Origin of the sequence: Microbacterium bovistercoris (assembly GCF_003387575.1) — a bacterium.
Lineage (GTDB): Bacteria > Actinomycetota > Actinomycetes > Actinomycetales > Microbacteriaceae > Microbacterium > Microbacterium bovistercoris.
Genome location: NZ_QUAB01000008.1, coordinates 1 through 25166, shown reverse-complemented (window position 1 = coordinate 25166; position 25166 = coordinate 1). Strand labels below are relative to the sequence as shown.

Annotated in this window: 24 protein-coding genes and 1 tRNA gene; 15 read left to right on the top strand and 10 right to left on the bottom strand. The window is 69.1% G+C overall.

All coding sequences use genetic code 11. The features are described 5' to 3' along the window. Positions 1–478: 478 nt before the first annotated feature. A tRNA-Leu gene (locus DY023_RS00425) sits at positions 479–565 on the bottom strand. A 254-nt stretch (positions 566–819) separates the two neighbouring features. Here DY023_RS00425 and DY023_RS00420 point away from each other — a divergent pair. The 7 genes from DY023_RS00420 to pknB all read left to right on the top strand — a co-directional run bounded on the left by DY023_RS00420 (position 820) and on the right by pknB (position 9714). Continuing rightward, complete coding sequence (locus DY023_RS00420; protein ID WP_116240373.1) at positions 820–1524, top strand: FHA domain-containing protein; 705 nt, start codon at positions 820–822, stop codon at positions 1522–1524. Positions 1525–1603: 79 nt separating this feature from the next. After that, positions 1604–2101 (top strand): FHA domain-containing protein FhaB/FipA, encoded by a 498-nt coding sequence (locus tag DY023_RS00415; protein WP_116240372.1) that lies wholly within the window; start codon positions 1604–1606, stop codon positions 2099–2101. Between the two features lie 8 nt (positions 2102–2109). After that, complete coding sequence (locus tag DY023_RS00410; protein ID WP_116240371.1) at positions 2110–3402, top strand: PP2C family protein-serine/threonine phosphatase; 1293 nt, start codon at positions 2110–2112, stop codon at positions 3400–3402. Further along, positions 3399–4781, top strand: a complete 1383-nt coding sequence (locus tag DY023_RS00405) for an FtsW/RodA/SpoVE family cell cycle protein (RefSeq protein WP_181905658.1) — start codon at positions 3399–3401, stop codon at positions 4779–4781. The genes DY023_RS00410 and DY023_RS00405 overlap by 4 nt, the downstream gene beginning before the upstream one ends. After that, the gene (locus tag DY023_RS00400) at positions 4778–6235 is read left to right on the top strand and encodes a penicillin-binding transpeptidase domain-containing protein (protein ID WP_116240369.1); all 1458 of its coding nucleotides are present in this window, start codon (positions 4778–4780) and stop codon (positions 6233–6235) included. The genes DY023_RS00405 and DY023_RS00400 overlap by 4 nt, the downstream gene beginning before the upstream one ends. After that, positions 6232–7959, top strand: a complete 1728-nt coding sequence (locus DY023_RS00395) for a serine/threonine-protein kinase (protein WP_116240368.1) — start codon at positions 6232–6234, stop codon at positions 7957–7959. The genes DY023_RS00400 and DY023_RS00395 overlap by 4 nt, the downstream gene beginning before the upstream one ends. A 63-nt stretch (positions 7960–8022) precedes the next feature. Next, positions 8023–9714 carry a Stk1 family PASTA domain-containing Ser/Thr kinase gene (gene pknB, locus DY023_RS00390; RefSeq protein WP_116240367.1) on the top strand — a complete coding sequence of 564 codons (1692 nt, stop codon included), beginning with the start codon at positions 8023–8025 and terminating at the stop codon, positions 9712–9714. A gap of 28 nt (positions 9715–9742) precedes the next feature. Here the strand turns inward: pknB and DY023_RS00385 are convergent, their stop codons facing one another. The 3 genes from DY023_RS00385 to DY023_RS00380 are packed head-to-tail and all read right to left on the bottom strand — an operon-like array spanning position 9743 to position 11252. Beyond that, a complete protein-coding gene (locus DY023_RS00385) occupies positions 9743–10327 on the bottom strand; it encodes an anthranilate synthase component II (protein WP_116240366.1) in 585 nt (194 codons plus the stop codon). Next, positions 10324–10479, bottom strand: a complete 156-nt coding sequence (locus tag DY023_RS17850) for a hypothetical protein (protein ID WP_181905657.1) — start codon at positions 10477–10479, stop codon at positions 10324–10326. Before DY023_RS17850 ends, DY023_RS00385 begins: the two co-directional genes overlap by 4 nt. Next, complete coding sequence (locus DY023_RS00380; protein ID WP_116240365.1) at positions 10479–11252, bottom strand: class E sortase; 774 nt, start codon at positions 11250–11252, stop codon at positions 10479–10481. The genes DY023_RS17850 and DY023_RS00380 overlap by 1 nt, the downstream gene beginning before the upstream one ends. A 58-nt stretch (positions 11253–11310) precedes the next feature. On the opposite strand from DY023_RS00380, the gene DY023_RS00375 reads away from it, so the two are divergent. Continuing rightward, positions 11311–11550, top strand: coding sequence for a cell division protein CrgA (locus tag DY023_RS00375; protein ID WP_116240364.1), 240 nt, complete (start codon positions 11311–11313; stop codon positions 11548–11550). Between the two features lie 127 nt (positions 11551–11677). On the opposite strand, the gene DY023_RS00370 is transcribed toward DY023_RS00375, so the two are convergent. Continuing rightward, positions 11678–12565: a rhomboid family intramembrane serine protease gene (locus DY023_RS00370; protein ID WP_116240363.1), complete on the bottom strand. Its 888-nt coding sequence runs from the start codon at positions 12563–12565 to the stop codon at positions 11678–11680. Positions 12566–12583: 18 nt separating this feature from the next. Continuing rightward, positions 12584–13141 carry a peptidylprolyl isomerase gene (locus DY023_RS00365; RefSeq protein ID WP_116240362.1) on the bottom strand — a complete coding sequence of 186 codons (558 nt, stop codon included), beginning with the start codon at positions 13139–13141 and terminating at the stop codon, positions 12584–12586. A gap of 106 nt (positions 13142–13247) precedes the next feature. Here DY023_RS00365 and DY023_RS00360 point away from each other — a divergent pair, with 106 nt between their 5' ends. Then, on the top strand, positions 13248–13742 hold the full coding sequence (locus tag DY023_RS00360; RefSeq protein WP_116240361.1) for a DNA helicase: 495 nt from the start codon (positions 13248–13250) through the stop codon (positions 13740–13742). Continuing rightward, positions 13739–14224 carry an aminoacyl-tRNA deacylase gene (locus DY023_RS00355; RefSeq protein ID WP_245958513.1) on the top strand — a complete coding sequence of 162 codons (486 nt, stop codon included), beginning with the start codon at positions 13739–13741 and terminating at the stop codon, positions 14222–14224. The genes DY023_RS00360 and DY023_RS00355 overlap by 4 nt, the downstream gene beginning before the upstream one ends. Positions 14225–14363: 139 nt before the next feature. Here DY023_RS00355 and DY023_RS00350 read toward each other — a convergent pair whose 3' ends face one another. After that, positions 14364–15551 (bottom strand): amidohydrolase family protein, encoded by a 1188-nt coding sequence (locus DY023_RS00350; RefSeq protein WP_116240360.1) that lies wholly within the window; start codon positions 15549–15551, stop codon positions 14364–14366. 104 nt (positions 15552–15655) lie between these two features. Here DY023_RS00350 and DY023_RS00345 point away from each other — a divergent pair, with 104 nt between their 5' ends. Genes DY023_RS00345 through DY023_RS00325 form a run of 5 tightly spaced genes read left to right on the top strand, consistent with a single transcriptional unit; the run spans position 15656 to position 22277 of the window. Then, the gene (locus DY023_RS00345) at positions 15656–16711 is read left to right on the top strand and encodes a hypothetical protein (protein ID WP_116240359.1); all 1056 of its coding nucleotides are present in this window, start codon (positions 15656–15658) and stop codon (positions 16709–16711) included. Continuing rightward, the gene (locus DY023_RS00340; protein WP_116240358.1) at positions 16708–17412 is read left to right on the top strand and encodes a polysaccharide deacetylase family protein; all 705 of its coding nucleotides are present in this window, start codon (positions 16708–16710) and stop codon (positions 17410–17412) included. The genes DY023_RS00345 and DY023_RS00340 overlap by 4 nt, the downstream gene beginning before the upstream one ends. Then, on the top strand, positions 17409–19268 hold the full coding sequence (locus tag DY023_RS00335; protein ID WP_116240357.1) for a hypothetical protein: 1860 nt from the start codon (positions 17409–17411) through the stop codon (positions 19266–19268). The genes DY023_RS00340 and DY023_RS00335 overlap by 4 nt, the downstream gene beginning before the upstream one ends. A gap of 31 nt (positions 19269–19299) precedes the next feature. Next, positions 19300–20265 (top strand): acetylxylan esterase, encoded by a 966-nt coding sequence (locus DY023_RS00330; protein WP_116240356.1) that lies wholly within the window; start codon positions 19300–19302, stop codon positions 20263–20265. Continuing rightward, positions 20262–22277: a glycoside hydrolase family 36 protein gene (locus tag DY023_RS00325; RefSeq protein ID WP_116240355.1), complete on the top strand. Its 2016-nt coding sequence runs from the start codon at positions 20262–20264 to the stop codon at positions 22275–22277. The genes DY023_RS00330 and DY023_RS00325 overlap by 4 nt, the downstream gene beginning before the upstream one ends. A 42-nt stretch (positions 22278–22319) precedes the next feature. Here DY023_RS00325 and DY023_RS00320 read toward each other — a convergent pair whose 3' ends face one another. The 3 genes from DY023_RS00320 to DY023_RS00310 are packed head-to-tail and all read right to left on the bottom strand — an operon-like array spanning position 22320 to position 25091. Beyond that, positions 22320–23174 (bottom strand): dihydrodipicolinate synthase family protein, encoded by an 855-nt coding sequence (locus tag DY023_RS00320; RefSeq protein WP_116240354.1) that lies wholly within the window; start codon positions 23172–23174, stop codon positions 22320–22322. A 4-nt stretch (positions 23175–23178) separates the two neighbouring features. Next, positions 23179–24159: a carbohydrate ABC transporter permease gene (locus DY023_RS00315; protein ID WP_116240353.1), complete on the bottom strand. Its 981-nt coding sequence runs from the start codon at positions 24157–24159 to the stop codon at positions 23179–23181. Next, a complete protein-coding gene (locus DY023_RS00310; protein ID WP_116240352.1) occupies positions 24156–25091 on the bottom strand; it encodes a carbohydrate ABC transporter permease in 936 nt (311 codons plus the stop codon). The genes DY023_RS00315 and DY023_RS00310 overlap by 4 nt, the downstream gene beginning before the upstream one ends. Positions 25092–25166: the final 75 nt, after the last annotated feature.

Sequence of the window (25166 nt, the reverse complement as noted above, 5' to 3'; positions counted from 1 at the left end):
TCGCGCGCTCACGCAACTCGTCCGGGTACTTCTTCGGTGCTGCCATGACTCTTATCCTCCGTGAGTTGAGAGCCTCCACCGAACCCGGGGCGCTTCAAAGTCCGACCCGACCGGCCTTGCTGTCCGTGTCTTCGGTGGTTTGGCTTCAGGAGCGGGCGCCTCCGTCGGGGTGGGCTCTTCGGGCTTCGTCACCTGCGTACTTCTCCTGCCATAAGAGAGCGACAAGGAGCGGCAACAGACTTGGGTCTGGGCGGCAACCCCCGCAATCAGTTGCGCGGACCGGCGTTCCTCTGCCGTGACCTTAGCGCGCCAACGCAAGGTTCTGCGGCGACACGGGAGGTGGAGGTAAGCGGGCTGAGGACGAACAGCCGTGTGAGGAACCCCCGGTCAGCCCGCACAAAACGAAACCGGCCCGGTTTCCTAAATGGAACCGGGCCGGTTTCGTAAACGGATCTGTCTAGTTTCCTAAACACACCATTGGTGCGCGAGGGGGGACTTGAACCCCCACGCCCTTGCAGGCACTGGCACCTGAAGCCAGCGCGTCTACCTATTCCGCCACTCGCGCATGTCGGTCCGTGACGAACCAACCGCACAAGCCTAACATGCGTTTTCGGCGCCGATGAACACATCGGAGCCCTGGCAGGTGCCGCTCCAGAACAGGAGGAACGCCCAGAACAGGACGAGATCTCGACAAACGTCCTGTTCCCGCGGAATGTCCTGTTCTCGCGCGCCGATCCGCGCCACGACCGCGGGCAGAGGCGTTCACTCAGCCGGGCTGGCTACGATGTCCCTACCGGTCAGCCATGCCTTAGGAGCCCAGTGGGACTACTTGACAGCTTCGAGAAGGGTCTCGAGCGCGCCGTGAACGGCGCGTTCGCGAAGACCTTCCGCAGCGGCGTCCAGCCGGTCGAGATCGCCTCGGCCCTCCGCCGCGAGGCCGACACAAAGGCCGCGGTCGTCAGCCGCGACCGCATCATCGCGCCCAACGACTACGTCGTGCACCTCGCCTCCGACGACGCCCAGCGGATGCACGCGCTCGGCGGTGCTCTCACCGACGAGCTGCTCGGACTGATGACCTCGCACGCGACCGCGCAGGGCTACAGCTTCGCCGGCCCGCTCTCCATCCATCTCGAGGCCGACGAGAAGCTCACCACCGGCACCGTGCACGTCGACTCCGGCTCCGTGCAGGGCAAGGTCTCCTGGCAGGGCGTCGTCGAGGTCGGCGGACGCCGGCACCCGCTCACCAAGGCGCGCACGGTCATCGGCCGCGGCAGCGACGCAGACGTCACCATCTCGGATGCCGGTTCCAGCCGCAAGCACGCCGAGATCCTCTGGGACGGAGAGCGCGCCCTGCTGCGCGACCTCGGCTCCACCAACGGCACCAAGATCGACGGCCAGAAGATCCGCGAGGCGGCGCTGCCGCCCGAGACGACCTTCATGATCGGACGCACCGACCTCACCTTCCGCGTGGTCCCCGTCGCCGGCCGCGACGACGCCACCCGCGCGATGGGCACGATCTCGTGAGCGCCCTTCGTCCCTTCGTCTCGCTCCGCTCGCTCAGGGCGACGCTCGCCTCCCCGCTCGCTCAGGAACCGGTGATCCGATGAGCGAACTCGTCCTCCTTCTGCTGCGCATCGCCTTCCTCGTACTGCTGTGGTTCTTCGTCTTCGGAGTCATCTACTCTCTGCGTGCCGACCTGTTCGGCGTGCGAGTGCGCAAGCTGCCGGCCGGCGAGGCGGCGGCATCCGCGACTCCCGCTCCCGCGGCGCCCGCCAAGGCGCGCTCGACGGGACCGGCCACCACCTCGACGGCGACGAAGCTCGTCATCACCTCCGGACCGAAGGCGGGACTCGAGGTGCCGCTGGGCACCGAGCCGCTGAGCATCGGGCGCTCCAGCGAATCCGGCCTCGTCATCCGTGACGACTACACCTCCAGCCACCACGCCCGCCTCGTCCCGCGCGGCGGCACCTGGACCATCCAGGATCTGGAGTCCACCAACGGCACCTATCTGAACGGCCAGCGCCTCGCCGGTCCTCCCGTCCCGATCGCGATCGGCACCCCCATCAAGGTGGGAGCCACGACCTTCGAGCTGCGAGCCTGACCGCGGACATGGTCTTCGAGGGCTCGAGCGCAGCGATCTCCCACACCGGGAAGGTCCGCTCCAACAACCAGGACTCCGGATACTCCGGAGCCAACCTGTTCGTCGTCGCCGACGGCATGGGCGGCCACGCCGGCGGAGACGTCGCCTCGAGCATCGCCATCCACCGCATCGAGGGCCTCGACCACGCCTACGAGTCCACCGACGACGCGCAGGCCGAACTGCAGGCCGCAGCCACCACCGCGGCGTCCGACCTGGTGCGCGCCTCGAAGGATCGCCCCGAGCTCGCGGGCCTCGGAACCACGCTCAGCGCGATCATCATGGTCGACGACTACGCCGTCATCGGCCACATCGGCGACTCGCGCATCTACCTGTTCCGCGACGACGAGCTCACCCAGATCTCGGCCGACCACACCTTCGTGCAGCGCCTGGTCGACTCGGGCCGCATCACGCCCGAAGAGGCCCGCTACCACCCGCGCCGCTCCGTGCTCATGCGCGTGCTCAGCGACATGGACATCGACCCCGAGCTGGACATGTTCGTCATGCCCACGCATCCGGGCGACCGCTGGCTGCTCTGCTCCGACGGCCTCTCCGGCGTCGTGGACGAGCTGCACATCGCCAAGGCCATGCGCCTCGGTCTCGCACCCGGTCGCACCAGCGACATCCTGCTCAAGCAGGCGCTCGACGGCGGCGCCCCCGACAACGTGACCATCGTGATGGTCGACGTCGGCGGTGCGCACCCGCTCTCGTCGGGCACGCCCACCGTGGTCGGCTCCGCCGCCAACCCGCAGGGCATCATCGTGCCCGCCGCGCGGTCGTCGCTGACCGGCTGGCTGCACCCGGTGCGCCAGGCCGCCAACGAGCCCACCCACTTCGAGCCGGCCGCCGACTACCTCGAGGAGCTCATCGAGGAGGACAAGCGCCGCTCCCGCCGCCGGCGGATCGGCTGGATCGCCGCACTGGTGGCCGCGATCGGCCTGCTCGTGGGTGCCGGCGTCGTCGCCTACAACTGGACCCAGACGCGCTACTTCGTCGGCGCCGACGACGACAGCGTCGTCATCTTCCGCGGCGTGCAGCAGAGCATCGGTCCGATCAGCCTCTCGACCGAGATCGAAGACACCGAGATCCTGCTCGCCGACCTGCCGCCGTACCAGCGCTCCGCCGTCGAGCGCACGATCAACGCCCGCTCGCTGTCGGATGCCGAGGCGATCGTGAACCGCCTGCGCGTGAGCGCCGAGGAGGTCACCGGAGAGACCCCGGCGCCCACGCCGACCCCGACTCCCAGTGAGGAGCCGGCATCATGACCGACGTCACCGCGGACACCAGCGTCGTCAAGGCGCTGAAGAAGATCCGCCAGCCGCAGACCCAGCGCAACCGCGAGTTCTGGCTGCTGCTGTTCGCCTGCGCGATCTCGGGCCTCGCGCTCACTCTCGTGCAGCTCGGCGCGCTGGACCGCATCGACCCCATGATCCTCGTGATCGGCGGCGGTCTGGCGGTGCTGGTGTTCGCCCTGCACATCGTGCTGCGCGTCGTGGCATCCGACGCCGATCCCTTCGTGCTGCCCATCGCGACCCTGCTCACCGGGCTCGGCATCGCGATGATCTACCGCCTCGACATCGCCGAGAAGCTCATCGGCTGGGCGGCGTACTCGAACAAGCAGCTGGTGTGGACGGCGATCTCGATCGCCCTCGCGATCGCGCTCGTGATCGCGCTGCGCAACTACCGCGTGCTCTACCGGTACACCTACATCTTCGGCCTCGCCGGAATCGTGCTGCTGATCCTGCCCTTCATCCCGGGGCTGCGCATCCCCGATGCGAACGCCCAGGTCTGGGTGTCGCTCGGCGGCCTGTTCTCGTTCCAGCCCGGCGAGCTCGCCAAGATCTGCCTGGCCATCTTCTTCGCCGGCTACCTGGTGCGCACCCGCGACAGCCTGGCCTCGGTGGGCAAGAAGTTCCTCGGCATCACCTGGCCGCGCATGCGCGACCTGGGACCTGTGATCGTGGTGTGGCTGGTGTCGCTGGGCATCATCGTCGTGCAGCGCGACCTCGGCACCGGAATGCTGATCTTCGGCATGTTCATCGCGATGCTCTACGTGGCCACCGGCAAGACCAGCTGGGTGCTGATCGGACTGGCCGGCGTCGCGATCGGCGTCTTCCTCGCCGCGCAGGTGCTGTCCTACGTGCAGGGGCGCTTCAACGCCTGGCTGCACGCGTTCGACCCGGCGCTCATCGAGAGCCTGGGCGGCAGCTACCAACTCGTGCAGGGCATCTTCGGCCTCGCACACGGCGGCCTGATCGGCACCGGGTGGGGACAGGGACGCCCCGACATCACCCCGCTCGCGCACAGCGACTTCATCATCCCCAGTCTGGGTGAGGAACTCGGCATCGTCGGCCTGTTCGCCATCCTCTGCCTGTACATGGTGTTCGTCAGCCGCGGCATCCGCATCGGACTCGCCGGGCAGGATGACTTCGGCAAGCTGCTCGCGATCGGACTGTCGTTCACGATCGCCCTGCAGGTGTTCATCATGGTCGGCGGCGTCACCCGCGTGATCCCGCTGACCGGTCTGACCACGCCGTTCCTCGCCGCAGGAGGTTCGTCGCTGGTCGCGAACTGGCTCATCGTCGCGCTGCTGCTGCGCATCAGCGACGGCGTGCGCCGCCAGCCCCGGGTGGTGATCGGATGACCAAGGAGCTGCGCCGTCTCGCGATCGTCATGCTCGCGATGTTCCTCGCACTGTTCGTCGCGACCAGCTGGATCCAGGTGGTCGAGGCCGACACGCTCGCACAGAACCCGGAGAACACCCGCACGCGGCTGGACAGCTATCAGATCCAGCGCGGCGCGATCATCGCAGGCGGCGAGGCGATCGCCTCGTCGACTCCGGTGGATGACAGGTACCAGTACCAGCGGGTCTACAAGGATGCCCCGATGTGGGCTCCCGTGACCGGGTACTTCAACCCCGCCCTCGGCTCGGCCACCGGCATCGAGAAGGCGCTGAACACCGAGCTCTCCGGCACCGGGTCGAGCGCGTTCTTCGCCGAGGTCGAGCGGATCTTCTCCGGCCAGCCGCAGCAGGGCTTCAGCGTCGAGCTCAGCCTCGACCCCGTGGTGCAGAAGGCCGCCTGGGATGCGATGGGCGACCTGCAGGGTGCGGTCGTCGCGATCGAGCCGAAGACCGGCCGCGTCCTCGCGATGGTGTCGACGCCCAGCTTCGACACGAACACGCTCGCGGTGCACGACGCGGATGCCGCCAACGCGGCCTACGACGCGCTCGACGACGATCCGCAGAATCCGATGTACAACCGGGGGATCGGCGGCACCCTCAACCCGCCCGGTTCCACGTTCAAGGTCGTCGTCGCGGCGGCCGCGGTGAACGGCGGCGACTACACGATGCAGTCCACCTTCCCCAACCCCGCTCGGTACACGCTGCCCGGCACCGAGACCGTGATCTCCAACGCCTGGGGAGGCACCTGCGGTCCCGGTGCGACCGTGACGCTCGCAGAGGCGATCCGCCTCAGCTGCAACATCCCGATGGCCGAGCTCGCGGTCGAGCTCGGCGACAAGCGCATCCGCGAGGCCGCAGAAGCCTTCGGGTTCAACAGCGCCTTCGAGACGCCGCTGAAGTCGACGCCCTCCAGCTACCCCAGCGGGCTCGACGACGCGCAGACCGCGCTCACCGGCTTCGGCCAGGGACAGGTCACCGCAACGCCGCTGCAGATGGCGATGGTGTCGGCGGGTCTCGGCAACGGCGGTGTCGTGATGAACCCGCGGATGGTGGATGCCGTGATCGGCGATGACTTCGCCGTGCACCGCGAGTACGACGACACCGAGTACGGCCAGGCCGTCGACAAGGACACGGCGGCGGCGGTGACCGCGGCGATGGTCGCGAGCGTCAGGGACGGCGCCGCGCGGAATGCAAGAATAGACGGGGTCGATGTGGCCGGTAAGACGGGCACGGCGGAGAACGGTCCCAAACGGCCGTACACCCTGTGGTTCACGGGATTCGCCCCCGCGGAGAATCCTGAGGTAGCGGTTGCAGTCGTCGTGGAAGACGGCGGTGGTAAGGGTCAGTCCGGATCCGGCGATGCGATCGCCGCTCCGATTGCGAAGAAGGTCATAGAGGCGGTGCTGGGCAGATGAGGCCGACGCAGGGTGTGTCGTTCGGTGGTCGCTACGAGCTGCAGTCGCGGATCGCGATCGGCGGCATGGGCGAGGTGTGGGAGGCGACGGATCACGTCATCGGACGCACCGTCGCCATCAAGATCCTCAAAGACGAGTACATGGGCGATCCGGGCTTTCTCGAGCGCTTCCGCGCCGAGGCCCGTCACGCCGCGCTCGTCAACCACGAGGGCATCGCGAGCGTGTTCGACTACGGCGAGGAGAACGGCTCCGCCTACCTGGTGATGGAGCTCGTGCCCGGCGAGGCCCTCTCGACCGTGCTCGAGCGCGACGGCGCGCTGAGCGCCGACAAGACCCTCGACATCGTCGCGCAGACCGCCTCGGCGCTGCAGGCCGCGCACGCCGCCGGCCTCGTGCACCGTGACATCAAGCCCGGGAACCTGCTGATCACGCCCGACGGGCGGGTGAAGATCACCGACTTCGGCATTGCACGCATCGCCGACCAGGTGCCGCTGACCGCCACGGGCCAGGTGATGGGCACGGTGCAGTACCTGTCGCCCGAGCAGGCCTCCGGCCACCCGGCATCCCCGGCGACCGACATCTACTCTCTCGGCATCGTCGCCTACGAATGCCTGGCCGGCAAGCGCCCGTTCACCGGCGAGTCCCAGGTGGCCATCGCGATGGCGCAGATCAACGAGCAGCCCCCGCCGCTGCCGGCGACCGTGCCGCAGCCGGTGCAGAACCTCGTGATGGCGATGATCGCCAAGAAGCCGGCCGATCGGCCGTCGTCCGCCGCCACCGTGGCCCGTGCCGCGCAGGCGCTGCGCCGCGGCGACCTGAACTCCGCAGCGATCGCGGTGCCGGCCATCGCGGCCGGCGTCGCGGCAGCCGGTGCCGACGACGCGACCCGCATCCTCGGCGTGGACGACTCGACCAGCATCATGCCGACCACCGCTCCGCTGCCCGCGGAGGAGGCGGCCGAGGAGGCCGAGAAGAAGAAGCGCAGCCCGTGGACGTGGCCGCTCATCGCGCTGATCGTGCTGCTGCTGCTCGTGCTCGGCGGCACGCTGTTCGCGCTGTTCAACAACCAGGGCACGCCCGACCCGACGGACTCCAGCACCAGCGCACCGCCGCCCACGACGCCGACGACGCCGCCGCCCACGACCGAGGCTCCCACGCGCGCCGACGTCCCGGGTGGCCTGGTCGGCCTCAGCTGCGACGATGCCAGGGCGAAGGTGGAAGCGGCAGGCCTCGAGGCCAACTGCACCACCGGCAACACCCCGGCCACCTCTCCGGAGCAGGTCGGCACCGTGCAGAGCGTCAACCCGACCGGCACTGTTCCTCTGGATGCGATCATCACGCTGACGCTGTACAAGGACATGGTCGCCATCGGCCAGCCGTCTGCGCCGACGTTCTCCGGCACGCTCACCGAGGGCCAGCCCGGCACCGTCAACTGGGCCTTCAGCTGCCCCTCCGGCACCGGCGGCAACACCGCGTACGACGTGACGATCACGAACGCGACGTTCGACGACGGATCGACGAAGCGCAGCTTCGGCGGCGACGTCACTTCGGCTCAGATCACGCCGATCGCCGGTTCCGCGGGTCAGACGGTCTCGGCCACGTTCGTCGCCTACTGCGACAACCGACCCTCCGACGCGTCTCCGGCCGGCCAGTCCAGCGCGATCCAGCCGGCCGTCGGCGACGGTCAGGGCGACGATACCGAGGACCCGCCGCCCGCGGGTTAACCTGGATCAGTCGTCACAGAGGTCATCACGCAGTCAGAGATCATCGCAGAGGGGAAGCAGCCCGTGTCAGGAGAGCCGCGAATCCTCGCCGATCGCTACCGCGTCGATGAGATCATCGGTCACGGCGGCATGGCGAAGGTGTACCGCGGGTACGACCTGACCCTGGGCCGCCAGGTCGCGATCAAGATCCTCGACCCCGAGCTGGCCAGGGATGCCGCGTTCCGCACCCGGTTCCGGCTCGAGGCCCAGGCCGCATCGCGGATGTCGCACCCGTCGATCGTTCGCGTCTTCGACGCCGGCGACCCTTCCGACGGCGACACGGCAGGGGAACCGCCCTACATCGTCATGGAGCTCGTGCACGGCACGCTGCTGAAGGACATCATCGCCGCGGGCCCGGTGCCGGCCGAGGTGGCCGTGCGCTACATGGACGGCATCCTCGAGGCGCTGGACTACTCGCATCGCGCCGGCGTGGTGCACCGCGACATCAAGCCCGGCAACGTGATGATCACCGAAACCGGCGCGGTCAAGGTGATGGACTTCGGCATCGCCCGCGCGGTGTCCGACTCGTCGTCGACGGTCGCAGAGACCACGCAGATCATCGGCACCGCCGCGTACTTCTCTCCGGAGCAGGCCAAGGGCGAGCCGGTCGACGCGCGCACCGATCTGTACTCCGCCGGCGTCGTGCTGTACGAGATGCTGACCGGCCGTCAGCCGTTCCGCGGCGACTCCCCGGTCGCCGTCGCGTACCAGCACGTCAGCGAGACGCCGGTTCCGCCGACCGAGGTGAACGAGCTCGTGCCGGCCGGCCTGGATGCCATCGTGCTGCGCGCGATGGCGAAGGACCCGTACCAGCGCTTCCCGGATGCCGCCAGCTTCCGCAAGTCGCTCGACAGCGCCGTCACCGGCCGCGCGCCGAGCAAGAAGGAGATCGGCGCGCTCACCAGCGAGCTGTACGGCCCGAACCCGCGCCAGGCGCAGGAGACGGCCCGCTCACTGCGGCAGCTGAGCACCGACACCACCATGACCCGCACGCAGTCCGGCCCGCCGGTGGCGTGGATCTGGGCCGGTGTCGCACTGCTCGCCGTGCTACTGGTCTCGGTGCTGTTCTGGGTGATCAGCATGAGCATGCGGCCGCCGGAGGTGCCGAGCACCTCGCGCACGGTGCCGAACCTGATCGACCAGACCATGACGTCCGCGCAGGGACAGCTCGAAGACCTCGACCTGTTCGCGAAGGTCGTTCAGGAGCCGAACTCCGAGGTCGAGAAGGACCATGTGTTCCGCACCGACCCTGAGGCCGGTCAGACCCTGAACGCCGGCGAGACCGTGACGATCTACGTGTCCACGGGTGCCGAACTGGTCACCGTGCCCGTGCTGGAGGGTCTCTCGCAGGACGCCGCACGGCAGGCGATCGAGGGCGCCGGGCTCGTCTTCGGCGAGGTGCGTCAGCAGAACGACCCGACGGCGAAGGCCGGCACGGTGCTGGAGGCGAGCCAGAAGGCCGACACCCAGGTGCCGCCGAAGACCGTCGTCGACCTCGTGGTGGCGAGCGGCGTGATGACCGTCGACAACCTCACCGGCTGGACCGTCGACGCTGCCACGGCCCAGCTCGAGACGCTGGGGATGACCGCGAAGCCGGTGAAGGACGACAGCTGCCCTGGTTCCGACCCGCCGACCGTGTCGACGATGTCGGTGGCGCCCGGCGACGTCGCGATCGGCACCACCGTCGAGCTGAAGTACTGCAGCGGCGACCAGTGACCTTGGGTCCCTGAGCCTGTCGAAGGGCTCAGAGGCTCTCCAGCCAGTTGCCCAGCAGCCGGTGACCGCTCTCGGTGAGGATGCTCTCGGGGTGGAACTGCACCCCGGCGATCGGCAGGCTCTCGTGCGCGATGCCCATCACCGTGCCGTTCGCCGTGCGAGCGGTCACGCGGATCTCGGGCGGCAGGTCCGCCTCGTCGAGCGCGAGCGAGTGGTAGCGCCCGGCGGCGAAGGGTGACCGGATGCCGGTGAACAGCCCTGTCCCGTCATGGTGCACCTCCGACACCATGCCGTGCATGAGCTCGGGTGCGGCCACGATCGGCGCTCCGTGGGCGGCGCCGATCGCCTGATGCCCGAGGCACACGCCGAGCAGCGGCATCCTTCGCTCAGCCGCGAGGCGGACGATGTCGACCGATGCCCCGGCATCGGCCGGTTCGCCCGGCCCGGGGGAGATGAGCACCCCGTCGTAGGCGTCGAGCCGCTCGGCGAAGAACGAGACGTCACCGGCATCCGCCTCGATCATCGTCACCTCGGCGCCGAGCTCGCGCAGGTAGCCGATGAGCGTGTGCACGAAGCTGTCGTGGTTGTCCACGACGAGGATCCGCGCACTCATCCGAGGTCGACCTCGCCGGGCGTGATGAACGGGCTCACCCACGGGAACACGTAGAAGAACAGGCCATAGAGCACGGCGCCCAGCACGACGAGCAGAATCAGCACCCGTACCCACCAGGGTCCGGGCAGCAGGCGCCACAGGGCGGCGTACATCAGCGGGCTCCTTCGGCCGAGGAGGTGGCGACCTCGACCGGCGCCAAGGATGCGGGCGGGCCGTCGGCGCGGGGCTGGAAGCCCTCGAACACGCCGTAGGCGACGATCCGCTCCGCCAGCGAGTACAGCGGCGAGCAGGCGGTGAGGGTGATGTACCGCTCGCCGGTGGAGAGCTCGGGCATCTGCGGCACATCGAGGAGGACGTCGGTCTGCGTGGGCTCGACATACTCCAGCGTGCGGAACCGGTAGGTGTACCAGCCGTCGCGGGTCTCGACGACGATCGCGTCGTTCAGCTTCAGCTTGTCGATCTTGTTGAACGGCTTGCCCCAGGTCGTGCGGTGGCCGGCGAGGGAGAAGTTGCCGACCTCACCGGGCATCTTCGACTCGGTGTACAGGCCGATGCCGATCTTGTCGAGGGTGCGGGCACGGCTGGTGCCGCCGGCGATGTTCACGTCGTAGTCGTCGCCGAACCGGGGGATGTGCATGTTGGCGAAGATCTCGGCGTCGGCCGGATGCGGATGGACGGGGGGCGGTACGACGAGCGTGCCGTCGGGGCCCTCGGTGGGCTGCGGAGGGTCGGGAACGGGCATCCGATCCCACTCCTGCGACAGCGCGGCGCCCTTCTCGTTGTTCTGCGCCCCGATGATGATGTCGCCGACCCAGAGCTGCCACACCACGAACAGCAGCACCAGCGCCCCGGCGGTCAGCAGCAGCTCGCCGAGAACGCTCGCGAACGTCGCACGCGAGCGACGTCGGGGCGGTGCTGCGGTCATGATCGGAAGTCTAATCCGGGGCGTGAAAGCGCCCGGAACGCCCAGGTAGACTGTCCCCATGGCACGTTCCCCCAAACCCGAAGAGCCCGCCGTCGAGCGCGCCGAGGGCGATGACGCCCCCAACGCCGTCTGGTTCAAGCCCGTCATGGTCGGCTTCATGCTGCTCGGCCTGGTCTGGATCCTGGTGTACTACATCTCCGGTCAGCAGTTCCCCGTTCCCGGCATCGGCGCCTGGAACCTCGCCATCGGTCTGGGCATCGCCCTGATCGGCTTCCTCATGACCACACGCTGGCGCTGACCGGCATCCGCCTCGAGATACGAAGAGACCCCCTCGATGAGGGGGTCTCTTCGTATCTGCAGACTGTGGAATCACATGTGTGTAATTCTCCCCATGCTGTGCACAACCCTGTGGATAACTCGGGGAGTCAGCCGAAGACGCCGCTGAGGATGAGCGCCGGGGGCACGAAGGCGACGATGACGAGCAGCGCCACGACGACCGCAGCGAGCAGCGCGATCTGCAGGTTCCGCTGCTTCGGACGCTTGGTGCGCGTGAAGATGAACGCCACCAGGGCACCGACCAGCGCGCCGCCGAGGTGCGCCTGCCAGGAGATGCCGCCCATGGTGAAGCCCCAGGCGAAGTTGATCACCAGGATCACGAGGATGCCGGTGACGTTCGCCCCGAGGTGGCGGCCGACGATCAGCAGTGCGGCCATGAGGCCGAAGATCGCCCCGGAGGCGCCGACGGTGGCCTGGGTCGGGGCGAGGCAGGCCACGGCGACCGATCCGCCGAGGCCGCTGATCAGGTAGAGCGTCAGATAGCGCCATCGTCCGAGCATCGGCTCGAGGCTGCGGCCGATCATCCACAGCGCCAGCATGTTCAGGGCGAGGTGGATGAAGCCGCCGTGCACGAGCATCACCGTGAACAGACGCCACGGCTCGAACGGGTAGGGCGAGATGCTCGGGTACAGATAGACGCCCGAGAACAGCAGCGCACCCGTGATCTGGTCGCCGATGCCGGGGATCATCGCGATCAGGCTGACGAGGCTCGTCACCGCCATGATCGCGTAGGTGACGATCGGCTTGCCGCCGCCGGCGTGCGACATGCCCCACTGCCGGCGCGCGCGGCGCTGAGCGGGGGATTCGGCCTTGCGCTGCTCCTTCAGGCACTCCGGGCAGATGACACCGACCGGGGCCTGCGTCTGGCACTCAGGGCAGATCGTGCGGAGGCAGCGCTGGCAGAGCACGAAGCTCTGCCGATCCGGATGCCGGTAGCAGAAGTTCTCACGGTTGGCCGTGAACTCGGGCGTCGACATCCGGATCGGAGGGTGCGATCAGGCGGCGACGATGTCGACGGACTGCAGCACGACCGGCTCGATCGGGCGGTCACCGGCAGCGGTCGGCACGGAGGCGATGGCGTCGACGACGGCCTTGGAGGCGTCATCGGCGACCTCGCCGAAGATGGTGTGCTTGCCCTGCAGCCACGGCGTCGGGTCGGTGGTGATGAAGAACTGCGAGCCGTTGGTGCCCTCGGCCTGACCGGTGATGGCGTTGCGGCGCAGGCCGGCGTTCGCCATGGCGAGGACGTAGGGAGCGTTGAAGTTCAGCTCCATGTTGATCTCGTCGTTGAAGGTGTAGCCGGGACCGCCGACACCCTGGCCGAGCGGGTCGCCGCCCTGGATCATGAAGTTCGGGATGATGCGGTGGAAGATGACGTCCTTGTACAGCGGGCCCTCGCCGGGCTTGCCGGTCGCCGGGTCGGTCCAGGAGCCGGTGCCGTCGGCCAGGCCGACGAAGTTCTTGACCGTGTTGGGCGCGTGGTCACCGAAGAGGTTGATGACGATGTCGCCGTGGTTGGTGTGCAGGGTTGCGACGTGCGAAGCGTGAGGCATGCCCTCCATTCTCGCAGAGGTTGCTTTGAATGCGGCCGGTTCTGTGCCGCCTGCGGAATGCATCTGGCAGGATGGGGGCAACGAACTCCGATCGACGGGAGAGACCGTGAACCTCAGCCGCAAGCGCAAGAAGGAACTGCGCCGACTTCAGGACGACGCGAACAAGCTGTGGGAGTCACAGCAGGTGCTCGTCGGTCAGGCCGCCGACGTGGCCCGTGAGGCCGGCCGCCAGCTCGGCAACTTCAACCGCGAGCAGGTCGTCCCTGTCGTTCAGGACACCTACAACCGCAAGGTCGCCCCGGTGGTCGACCAGAGCGTGCGCTTCGGCAGGCACGTGGTCGACGACAAGGTCGTCCCGATCGTGGGCGGTGTCGTGGGCACCGCGCTGTCGGCCTGGGATGTCGCCAACGCCAAGCGTCAGGGTGTCGCACGCCACGCGGTCATCGTCCCCGAGAAGAGCGGACCCGGCCTCGGCCGCGTCATCGCCATCATCCTCGGCGTCGCCGCGGCTGTCGGCGTGATCGCCGCCGCCTGGCAGGCGCTGCGCGCCGATGACGAGCTCTGGGTCGCGGACGACCCGCTGTCGCCGCCGAACGCGTGACGGAAGACCCGCACCGGAGGGTGCGCGACGCCGCGGCCGCCCGCGGACTCGAGATCGAGATCCGTGAGCGCCCCGCGGCGAACAGCCTCCAGGAGGCCGCGGACATCCTCGGCATCCCGGCATCCGGCATCGTCAAGACGCTCGTCGTCAAGCGCTCGGATGACACCTACCTGTTCGCGCTGGTGCCCGGTGGGCGCTCGATCTCCTGGCCGAAGCTGCGCGCGGTCGTCGGCGTGAACAAGCTGCGCCTGCCCGAGGCCGAGCTGGCGCTGGCCGCCACCGGCTACGAGCGCGGCACGATCACGCCGGTCGGCAGCACCACGGACTGGCCGGTCTACGCCGACGAGACCATCGTCGGGCAGCGTGTGGCGATGGGCGCCGGTGCGCACGGCTACAGCCTCTTCGTCGACGCCGACGCGCTCATCGCCGCCTACGGCGCGACCGTCGCCGACATCTCCGAGCCGGAGAAGCCCCGGGGCTGAGCCCGGTCCTCGCAGGAGCGCGCCGAGATCCTCGTGACATCCGTGCGAGATCCCGACTTGTGCGTGAGACCCGTGTGCAGAACGCGGGTCTCACGCAGAAGTCACGAGGTCACGCGGAAGTCGGATGCCGCAAGCGCGCTCAGCGCGTGAACAGCAGCTTCCCGCCGCCGATGACGCGTTCGCGCGGCAGCGTACGCACCAGCGCGTCCATCGGGTTCTCTGCGTCGATGAGCACGACGTCGGCCCGCGAGCCCGCGGCCAGGTCGTTCTGCGCCACGCCGGCGAACGGCGCTGCCGCCGAGGTGGCCAGCTGCACCACGCGCAGCAGGTCCTCGTCGCGGACGATGCCGGATCCCCGGGCGTACTGCCAGGCGATGCCCATCAGGTCACCGGTGCCGTACGGGCTCCACAGGTCGCGGATGCCGTCGGTGCCGAAGCCGAAGCGCACGCCGGCGTCGTCGAACTCGTGCAGGCCGAACTGCGTCATCCGCACCGGCGCGACGGTGGTCATCGTCATGTCGAGCTCGGCCATCTGCGCCAGCAGCTCTGCGCGACGCTGCGGGGTCTGGTCGACGATCGCGAAGCCGTGCGCGATGTTGACCTTGCCCTGCAGACCGAGGGTGCGGGTGCGGTCGATGATGAGGTCGAACTGGAACGCGCCCAGCGAGCCGCCGTCATGCAGGTGGATGTCGACGCCGGTGCCGTACTCGGCGGCGAGGCCGAGGATGGCGTCGATCTGACCGACCGGGTCCCGGTCGATGCCGGCCGGGTCGAGGCCGCCGAGGTGCTCGACGCCCGCCTTCGCGGCATCCTCGAGCAGGGCGAGAACGCCGGGGCGGCGCAGCACGCCGTCCTGCGGGAAGGCGATGATCTCGCAGGCCAGTGCGCCGTCGTAGGCGGCGACGGCCTCGCGCACGGCCTCGATGCCGCGCAGTCCGAGCCCGAGGTCGACGTCGACGTGCGTGCGGATCTCGGTGGTTCCGGTCTTGACGAACTCGGCCAGCACGGCGCTAGTGATCTCGACGCTGGGGATGCCGAGCTCGTCGCGCCGCGCGCGCTCGTGACGGATGCGGCCGTCGGTGCCGCCCTCGCCGCCGTAGGACTGCCACGGGTGACCCCACCACGACTTGTCGACGTGCGCGTGGGTGTTGACGAGGCCGGGGATGGCCAGCAGGCCGCGGCCGTCGACCTCCGTCTCCACGATCGGAGCATCCGTCGCGGGAACGACCTGCGTGATCTCGGAGCCGTCGATGAGGATGTCACTGGCCTCCCCTCCCCAGGGGCGGACGTTGCGGACGGCGGTGATTGCGGGGAAGGAGGTACTCATCGTCCTATCCTCGCCGATGCTCACTACTCCCGGGGGTGGACTAACTCAATTGAATTGAATTAGAGTGGTCGCACTGGCCGGGACACGCGCAGAGAGGCGATCAGGTGACTGCCGCATCCAAGGAGGGTTTCGTCGCCCTCGGCGTCTACGGCGCCTACCCGCACACCAACGGCTTCCTTCCCGGCGGCGAGCGCATGGTGGTCGGTTCCGCCGATCTCGACGCCCTTCTCATCGTCGATGTGGCTGTCGGCGCGACGCCTCGTCCGCTGCTCGAGTTCGCCGGGATCGGCTCCGCCCCCGGCGCGATCCCGTGGTTCGATGTGGCGCTCGAGGTCCCGCTGCTCGCGACCGTCTGGGCGGGGCGCATCCTCACCCTCGATCTGTCGGATGTCTCACCCCGGCCCCGTGTGGTCCGCACCGCCGCTGAGGGTGCCGCCTTCGACGGCCTCGTGTCGATCTCGCCGGACGGCACGCGGATCGCTGCGATCGAGGTGCGTGGCGACAGCAGGATGCTGCTCGTGATCGACGCGCGCAGCGGCTCCGTCGAGAACAGCACCGTGCTGCACGGGACGGCGAACCATGTCCAGCTCAGCCCGGCGGACCCGGCCTGGGTCGGGTTCGCGCACGAAGGTCCGGCGGAGAGCATCCCCGACCGCATGTGGGGCGTGCATCCGCGCCTGGCGCCGCAGGGGATCTCACTGTTCGATCAGCGTGCCCTGTCATCCGACCACGATGATCCGCTCCAGGCCGGGCACGAGCGCTGGATGTTCCATCGGCCCGGCGCGATCATCGTCGCGTACGGTGAGGGCCCCGCGCCGCGTGGCGTGTGGGAGGTGCCGGTCGACGCCGAGGCGCGGCTGATCTCCGCAGGGGACCGCGACTGGCACTGCGGGATCAGCCGGGACGGCACACGCGTCGTCGTGGACACCACGGGTCCGGCTGCAGCGCCGGGCCGTGGATGGGCTGATGCGGGGGATCGCAGTTCGATCGTCGTCATCAACACGGCGACGGGTGCGCGCACCGTCGTCGCCGAGACCCGCTTCGCGCCGCATCCGTTCCATCCGCATCCGGCCTTCACGCCGGACGGAACGCAGATCGTGCACAACCACATCGACGCGCAGGGCCGGCGCGGGGTCGCCCTGTGTGAGGCGGCCCTGTGAGCGGGCGGCTGCTGCTGACGTTCGACGATCGGCACGTCGCCTCCTGGGTGGCTGCGCGCCCGCTGTTCGACCGCGTCGGAGCGACCGTCACCTTCTTCGTCGTGGAGGCCGACCTCCTGGATGCCGGTGAGCAGCGCGGCATCCGCACCCTGCTCGCCGACGGACACAGCGTGGGATCGCACGGACTTCGGCACCTCGACGCCGATGCGGCGATCGCCGATCTCGGCACCGAGGAGTACCTGCGCGCCGAGATCACGCCGAGCGTCGAGGCCCTTTCCGCGCTCGGCGCGCGCGGCCGCTCCTTCGCCTACCCGAACAGCCGACGCGACGACGTGTCGGATGCCGTGCTGGGGCAGCTGTTCGACTGGATGCGCGCCGGCAGCGCACGCACCGGCGACATGGACGTCGCCGCACGAACGATCATGAGCAGGCCGACGCCGGTGCTGCCGAGCCGCGGCATGGACACCGGCCGGGGTGAACAGGCCCATCTCGCTGACACCGACGTGCTCAGCTCGCTGCTCCGCGCGACCGCCGAGCAGGACGCGACCCTCGTGCTGTACGCGCATGACATCGCAGCACGCAGCCAGGCCAACCACATCCATCCCGATCGCCTCGCCGCAGTGCTGGCGGAGGCCGACGACCTCGGCCTGCAGATGCACGGCCTCGACCGACTCCCTCTTCCAGAAAGCGCACGATCATGACGACCCGGCTCCAGACCTCGGACCCCCTGACCCTCGACGCCGCCCGTCGCGCCGGTGACGCGGAGTACGACCGGCAGTGGGACCTGCTGCTCAGCGAGGCCAAGTACAACCCCATCCACACTCGCATCGTCTCGGGACGCGCGCATCGTGTCCGCGAGAGCCTCGCCTACGCCCTCGTGCTGTTCGAGCTGGCTTCCGCCGGCGACGAGATGGTCGACGGCGAGCGCCGTTCCGACCGTGGCGCTCGCGTCCTCAGCACCGTGCTCGACCTGCAGGACATCGATCCGCGCAGCGAGACGTACGGACTGTGGGGCTACTGGGCCGAGGAGCCGGCGGCGCAGATGTCACCGGCGGACTGGAACTGGGCCGACTTCATCGGCGAGTTCCTGATCCTCATCCTGCGCCGTCATGGCGCGACGCTCGCCCCCGAACTGCGCGGCCGTGCGGAGACCGCACTGGTGCACGCGGCGCGCTCGATCATCCGACGCGATGTCGATCTCGACTACACGAACATCGCCGTGAAGGGCGCGTTCGTCACTCTGGCCGCCGGGGAGATCACGTCCGAGGACTCCATCGCGGAATACGGCCGCGAGCGGCTCTCCCGCCTGCACACCCGGCTGCTCGCGCAGGGAAGCTTCGCCGAGTACAACTCCCCCACCTACTGGCACGTCGTGCTGCAGGCGTTCACCGGCATCCGTCAGTACGTCGACGATGTGGACATGCATCCGCTCGCCGCGGACCTCGAACGCGTCGCCTGGGAGCACTTCCTGCGACACTGGCACCCCGCCACCGGGCAGCTGAGCGGACCGATGGCGCGCTGCTACGACACCGACCTGCATCTGCGTCCCAGCGTGCTGTCGGTGCTGCAGCGCGTGGCCGGCGACACCTGGCCGCTGCTCGAGAAGGCGGACCTCGAGCCCGACATCCAATTCGTACAGGATGCCGTGCTCGACTACCGGATCCCCGCAGACCTGCGCCCGCTGCTCGATCACGTGGCGTCCACCGACACCGTGCGCGAAGTGTTCGCCGAGACCTTCTACATCGAGGGCCAGGTCGCCGGCATCTCGGAGGCTGCCGCGTCCGGCGTGCCCTCCGTCGTGGTGCCCACGGTCGGAGCGACATGGCGGGACGGCGCGCTCAGCCTCGGCAGCGTGAACTTCACCGACACCTGGCTGCAGCGCCGGCCGCTGCTGGGGTACTGGGTCGAGCCCGGAGACGACCCGACGGACATCACGCGCCCCGCCCGGTTCGTCGGTGTCGAGGTCGTCCGTGACGGACACGGCTTCGCCGGCGGCTCGTTCTGCTCGGTGCAAGAGGGTGGCCGCGTACTGTGGGCGCTCGCGCTCGCGACGCCGTCCGGCGACGAGCACATCCACCTCGACGCGATCCCCGCCGGGGCTGCCGTCCCCACCAGCGACCTGCGGGTGCGCTTCCGGATCCGCGGGGCATCCGCCGACGCCGTCCGCGTAGACGGCGAGCCCCTGGCAGCAGGAGCGAGCGTCGCCGACGTCTCGCGCGTGCGGGTCGAGACTCCCGCACTGCATCTGGACTGGGTCCTCGCCGCGGCCCGCTTCGACGGCGCAGAGGTCGGGGCGACCGTCACGGCCGGCGATGACATCGTGATCGACGTGCCGTGGCTCGTCTCCCCTCGCGACCTGACCGTGTCGGACCTGGGCGAGACGTTCGCGACCGGGATGCTGCGCATGAGCGCTGCACCTCTGGACGATGCCGTGGTGACGGCTGCCGTCGACGGCGACGTGGTGCGCGCCGCCGGCGCCGGCCTCCAGCTCCTGGCCCCGGTTCTCCCCGGTTCCCGCCTGGACCACGCACGCATCGCACAGCGCGCCCGCCTCTGAACAACCCGCCCCATCACCCGAAGGACCATTCATGGCACAGTTCGACATGCCCCTCGAGCAGCTTCAGGCCTACCGCCCCGACCGCGAGGAGGAAGCCGACTTCGACGCGTTCTGGCAGCGCACGATCGCGGACGCCCGCGGGTTCGGCGCGCCGCAGTTCGAACGGATCGACTCGCCACTGCGCAACCTGATCGTCGAGGACGTCACGTTCCCCGGCTTCGCCGGACACCCGATCAAGGGCTGGTTCGTCCGGCCGGCGCACGGAGACATCCGTGGCACCGTCGTGAGCTACATCGGCTACAGCGGCGGCAGGGCGGTGCCGGAGAGCTGGACCCTGCTGCCGAGCGCCGGGTACGGGCAGTTCGTGATGGACAGTCGTGGTCAGGGATCTGGCGGCAGCGCCTCAGCGACCGCCGATCCGGTCGGCAGCGGTCCCCGCATCGCGGGGCAGATGTCGTCCGGGCTCGAGCACCAGGACGACTACTACTACCGCCGGCTGTTCACAGACGCCGTCCGCGCCGTGGATGCCGCCCGCAGTCATGACGCCGTCGACCCGGACCGCGTGGTCGTGGCCGGAGGGAGTCAGGGCGGCGGCATCGCCGTCGCCGCCGCGGGCCTGAGCGACGGGCTCGCGGGAGCGATGATCGATGTGCCCTTCCTGAGCCACTACCGCCGCGCCCTGCGGATCACCGATGCGAATCCGTACAACGAGCTCGCACGGTACCTGCAGACGCGTCGCGGCGAGGAGGAGGACGTCTTCCGCGTGCTCAGCTACTTCGACGGCGTCAACTTCGCCGCCCGTGCCACCGCGAAGGCGCTGTACTCGGTCGGGCTCTACGACGCGGTGTGCCCTCCGTCCACCGTATTCGCGCAGTTCAACGCCTACGGCTCCGACGACAAGCGCATCGACGTGTACCCCTACAACGGTCATGAGGGCGGCCAGTGGACCCATCAGCTCAAGCACCTGGAGTTCCTCGACGCGGTGTTCGGGGCATGACGCGGATCGAATGGACCACGTCGCGGTTCGCTCTCGAGTTCGCCGCGCCCGGCGACGCGCCCGTGAGTCTCGTCGCACTGGCGATCGACGGAGGAGAGAACGCTGTCGCGCCGCACGCGATCGTGGATCTCTTCACCGCCGGCGAGCACCGGCGGCGGACCAGCCAGGCGTTCGTGCGCTCCGCCGCCGGTGAGCGGCTTCGATACCGTTCGCATGAGGCGGATGCCTCTCACCTGAGCATCCGCCAGCACGACGACGCCACCGGTCTCGAGGTCACGACATCTGTGCGTGCGCTCGGCGACGGCCTGCAGTGGACGCAGACGATCCACAACCTCTCCGACCGCGCGTGGACCCTGACCGCGGCGAGTTCCCTCACGCTCGAGCTCGCAGATCGCGCCGATGCGCGGCTGCTGTGGGGCGAGAGCGAGTGGCTGGCGGAGGGCCGATGGCACGAGCAGGGGCTCGGCGACGTCCTGCCGGACCTCGGACTCGACTCGCACCGCCAGGACGGCCGCGGGCGGTTCGTCCGCTCGAGCCACGGTGCCTGGTCCACCGGCGAGTACCTGCCGACGGGGGCGATCGTGCGCGACGGGGGCCCGTCAGTCGCGTGGCAGGTGGAGACCAGCGCGGGCTGGAGCTGGGAGCTCGCTCAGACCGAAGCGTCGGTGGTGATCGCGGCATCCGGCCCCGGCGACCTGGAGCATCAGTTCGCCGAGCGCCTCGAACCGGGGATGTCGTTCACGACGGTGCCGGTGGGACTCGTCGTCGCGGACGGCGGGCGGGACGCCGTCTTCGCCGAGCTCGCCGGCTATCGACGCGCCCTGCGGCTGCTGCGCCCCGCGGACGAGTCCCTTCCCGTCGTCTACAACGACTACATGAACACGCTCATGGGTCAGCCATCCACCGAGGAGCTGCTCCCGTTGATCGAGGCCGCCGCAGCTGCCGGCACCGAGGTCTTCTGCATCGACGCGGGCTGGTTCACCGACGACACCGACTACTGGTCGGCGATCGGCGTGTGGACGGAGGCGCCGTCCCGATTCACGGGAGGTCTCGCGTCCGTGATCGACGAGATCCGCAGCCGCGGGATGGGTGCCGGCCTCTGGCTCGAACCGGAGATCGTCGGCGTGGACTCCCCCGCAGCGCAGTCCCTGCCCGACGATGCGTTCTTCCGACGCTTCGGCGAGCGCGTGATCGAGTCGGAGCGCCTCCACCTCGATCTGCGCCATCCTGCGGCCAGAGCGCATCTGGACGAGACGGTCGACCGGCTCGTCGAGCAGTTCGGGGTGTCGTATTTCAAGCTGGACTACAACATCAATCCCGGAGTGGGCACCGACCACGCCGCCACGAGTGCCGGCGCCGGTCTGCTCGGGCACACGCGGGCGCTGCGCGCGTGGCTGATCGATGTGCAGGCCCGGCATCCCGAGGTGCTGTTCGAGAACTGCGCCTCCGGCGCGATGCGGATGGACTACGCGCTGCTCTCCGTGGCGCACCAGCAGTCCACCAGCGATCAGCAGGATGCCGTCCACTATGCACCGATCGCCGCCTCCGCGCCCGCGAGCGTGCTGCCGGAGCAGGCCGGGAACTGGGCCTATCCGGCTGCCGGCATGTCTGCGGGTGAGACGGCGGTGACGCTCGTGAACGGCCTGGCAGGACGATTCATGCTCTCCGGCTTCCTCCCGCAGCTGCGCGAGGACCAGACCCGAATGGTGAGCGAAGCGGTCACGCTGCACACGTCGTGGCGCGACCGCTTGAGCGGCGCCGTGCCGTCGTGGCCCCTCGGCCTGCCGGGATGGGACGACGACGTGATCGCCTTGGCTCTGCGCTCCGGCGGGGAGACGTTCCTGTGCGTCTGGTCGCGCGGTGCCGCCGGTCAGGTCGTTCTGCCCGGCCTCGGGGGCGCCGTCCGCACGACGTTCCCCGCCGCGGGCACGGAATGGCCGGTCGCCGTGCGCGGTGGCGATCTCGTGATCGAGGTCCCCGCGGGCCCAGACGCTCGCGTGCTGGTGCTCTGATCCGCAACCTGAGGCCCCGGCCCTCCGAAGGGGGCCGGGGCCTCAGACGAATGCGACGACGGCCGCGGCGTCCTTCTCGGTGAGCGGGCCCCACGGCGTGCGCGTCGCACCGAGGTCGGGTCCCTGAGCGCTGATCAGCGCCTTCACGAACGCGGGTCCGCCGTGCCGCCCCGCGGCCACCGCGATCCGGCGGAACGGCTCGTGCAGTGCGAACGCCTCCTCGAGGTGCCCTGCGGCGAGCGCGTCGTGCACGCGGCGCGCCTGCGGGGCCAGCAGGTTGTAGAGGCTGCCGATCACCCGATTCGCCCCCATGGCCAACGCCGCCGGCAGCAGCTCGTCGCGACCGAAGTACGCCTCGACCCCCGACGCGCGCACGGCTGCGAACGCCGAGAGATCCTCGTCCGTGAACTTGACGGAGGACAGCGTCGGGATGCGCGTGCGCGCCGCCGCGACGATGTCGACGATCGGCACCCGTGAGCCCGTCATGCCGGGGAAGTGATAGATGCAGAACGGCGTCCCCGGGGCCGCCGCGGCGACGGTCTCGAAGAAGTCCACGGTGCCGGTCAGTCCGGTCGGGCCGTAGTAGGGGGCGACGGTCGAGACCAGATCGGCGCCGACGCTCTCGGCATGCCCTGCGAGCGCAGCGGCATCCCGCACATCCGTCGCACCCACGTGCACGCCGAGCCGCAGACCTCCTCGGGCCTGCGCCCATGCCTCTGCCAGTGCTCTCCGCTCGCCGACGGACAGGTAGGGGAACTCGCCCGTGGTCCCGCCGACGAACACGCCGTCGACGCCGTCGGCGGCCAGGCGCTCCGCCTGCGCCGCGACCTGCCCCAGGGCGAGTTCCCCGGCTTCGTCGTACGGCGTCGGAACGGCCGCCCAGATCTCCAGGGTCATGGCCTCAGCCCTTGATCGCGCCGGCCTGGCCGGCGCTCTTCAGGAACTGCTTCTGGAAGATGAGGAACAGCACGACGGGCAGGATGACCGAGATGAACATGCCGGCCATCAGCAGGCTCATCTCCGCCGAGGCCGTGATCCGGTACAGACCCACGGACAGGGGCTGCAGATCCGGGCTGGGCAGCACGAGCAGCGGCCACAGGAACTCCTTCCAGGCGCCGATGATCGTGATCAGCGAGGTGACGCCGATGATGGGCTTCGACATCGGAAGCACGATCCTCCAGAAGATCTGGAACGGACCGGCCCCGTCGATCTTCGCCGCCTCGAACACGTCCTTCGGCAGCGTGTCGAAGAACCGTGTGATCAGCAGCACGTTGAAGGCGCTCGCAGCGCTGGGCAGCCACACGGCCCAGAAGGTGTTGATGAGGTTCCAGTGCAGCAGCGGCATGTCGAGCACGGTCACGTACTGGGCGATGAGCGAGACGACGCCCGGGATGAACAGCGTCGCGAGCACTCCGGCGTTGACGACCTTCGCGTACTTGGGCTTCAGGATCGAGATCCCGTAGGCGCCGGTGAGGGCCACCAGCATCCCGATGAACCAGGTCCCGGCCGCGATCCACACCGTGTTCAGCAGATACTTGCCGATGTTGATCTTGGTCCAGGCGTCTGCGAGGTTGTGCCACTGGATGCCGCTGGGCCACCAGGCCCACGGCTCGCGCAGGATGTCCTGCGTCGTGGACACGGAGGCCTTCGCCAGCCACAGCAGCGGACCGGCCGAGATGACGATCAGGACGACGATCAGGAAGGTGTTGAGGATCCACAGACCGACGCGGACCCGGGTGCTCCGACGCTCGAGGTCGGAGATGTTGGTCCTGTCCTGCTGCTCGTCGTCCTTGCGCCGACGCCTGCGGGGAGTGATCGTCTCGTCGACGGGACGGCCGGTGACGAGGGCCTCGGTGGTCGGGGGCACGAGGGTGTCGGTCATGACTTGCTCCAACTCCGGGTGAGCCGCAGATAGACCGCGGAGACGATGGTGAGCACGACGGCGAGCAGAAGGCTCAGCGCGGTCGCCTTGCCGTAGTCGCCCTGCTGGAACGCGTAGTTGTAGATGAGCATCAGCACGGTCGTGGTGCGATTGACCGGGCCACCGCCGGTCATCACGAACGGCTCGGTGAACACCTGCATCGTGCCGATGATCTGCAGCAGCAGCATGAGGAGCATGATCCCGCGCATCTGCGGGAGGGTGATGTGCCAGAAGCGGCGGACGACCTTCGCGCCGTCCATCTCAGATGCCTCGTAGAGCTCGGGCGGGACGGACATCAGTGCGGCGAGGTAGATGATGGTCGACTGGCCGAAGCCGGCCCAGGTCGCCTGGATGACGATGTCGAGCATCGCCGTGTTCGGGTCCTGCAGGAACGGCAGCGGTCCGATGCCGAACAGGCCGAGAACCGAGTTGAAGAGGCCGTCGGGCGACGGATCGTAGAACTGCTTCCACAGCAGTACCGAGACCACGGGCGGGATGATCACCGGCAGGTAGGCGAGGACGCTGGCGAACTGCCGGCTGCGGCGCATCTCCGCCATGAAGGTCGCGAGCAGCACGGGAACTGGGAACCCGATGAGCATCGCGAGACCCGCGAAGAGCAGCGTGTTCGCGACGGCTGTGCCCAGCAGCGGGTCCGCGAGCACGCGCTGGAAGTTCTCCAGCCCCACCCAGGTGGGCTCAGTGACGAGATTCGTCTTCTGCAGTGCGAGCACCAGGCTGCGGAGGATCGGCCACCAGGCGAAGTACGCGAACGTGAAGAGCAGCGGGACGAAGAACAGGAAGGTGGTCACGCCCCCGCCGCGCGCCCAGATCCACAGCCGACGAGGGAGCGGCTGTGCGCGGCGCCTCTGCGCCGCCGTCGTGGCTTGGGTCATACGTCGATCCTGTCGTCTGTGAGGGATGCGGGGAGAACGGGCCCCTGCCGTGCGCGGCATCGCGCCGCGCACGGC

Coding starts and splice junctions, on each gene's coding strand:
- DY023_RS00385 (WP_116240366.1), bottom strand. CDS start 10,327: ATGAGTGCGCGGATCCTCGTCGTGGACAACCACGACAGCTTCGTGCAC.
- DY023_RS00365 (WP_116240362.1), bottom strand. CDS start 13,141: ATGCCTCACGCTTCGCACGTCGCAACCCTGCACACCAACCACGGCGAC.
- DY023_RS00410 (WP_116240371.1), top strand. CDS start 2,110: ATGGTCTTCGAGGGCTCGAGCGCAGCGATCTCCCACACCGGGAAGGTC.
- DY023_RS00375 (WP_116240364.1), top strand. CDS start 11,311: ATGGCACGTTCCCCCAAACCCGAAGAGCCCGCCGTCGAGCGCGCCGAG.
- DY023_RS00395 (WP_116240368.1), top strand. CDS start 6,232: ATGAGGCCGACGCAGGGTGTGTCGTTCGGTGGTCGCTACGAGCTGCAG.
- DY023_RS00415 (WP_116240372.1), top strand. CDS start 1,604: ATGAGCGAACTCGTCCTCCTTCTGCTGCGCATCGCCTTCCTCGTACTG.
- DY023_RS00400 (WP_116240369.1), top strand. CDS start 4,778: ATGACCAAGGAGCTGCGCCGTCTCGCGATCGTCATGCTCGCGATGTTC.
- DY023_RS00320 (WP_116240354.1), bottom strand. CDS start 23,174: ATGACCCTGGAGATCTGGGCGGCCGTTCCGACGCCGTACGACGAAGCC.
- DY023_RS00370 (WP_116240363.1), bottom strand. CDS start 12,565: ATGTCGACGCCCGAGTTCACGGCCAACCGTGAGAACTTCTGCTACCGG.
- DY023_RS00325 (WP_116240355.1), top strand. CDS start 20,262: ATGACGCGGATCGAATGGACCACGTCGCGGTTCGCTCTCGAGTTCGCC.
- DY023_RS00335 (WP_116240357.1), top strand. CDS start 17,409: ATGACGACCCGGCTCCAGACCTCGGACCCCCTGACCCTCGACGCCGCC.
- DY023_RS00405 (WP_181905658.1), top strand. CDS start 3,399: ATGACCGACGTCACCGCGGACACCAGCGTCGTCAAGGCGCTGAAGAAG.
- DY023_RS00380 (WP_116240365.1), bottom strand. CDS start 11,252: ATGACCGCAGCACCGCCCCGACGTCGCTCGCGTGCGACGTTCGCGAGC.
- DY023_RS00350 (WP_116240360.1), bottom strand. CDS start 15,551: ATGAGTACCTCCTTCCCCGCAATCACCGCCGTCCGCAACGTCCGCCCC.
- DY023_RS17850 (WP_181905657.1), bottom strand. CDS start 10,479: ATGTACGCCGCCCTGTGGCGCCTGCTGCCCGGACCCTGGTGGGTACGG.
- DY023_RS00315 (WP_116240353.1), bottom strand. CDS start 24,159: ATGACCGACACCCTCGTGCCCCCGACCACCGAGGCCCTCGTCACCGGC.
- DY023_RS00330 (WP_116240356.1), top strand. CDS start 19,300: ATGGCACAGTTCGACATGCCCCTCGAGCAGCTTCAGGCCTACCGCCCC.
- DY023_RS00310 (WP_116240352.1), bottom strand. CDS start 25,091: ATGACCCAAGCCACGACGGCGGCGCAGAGGCGCCGCGCACAGCCGCTC.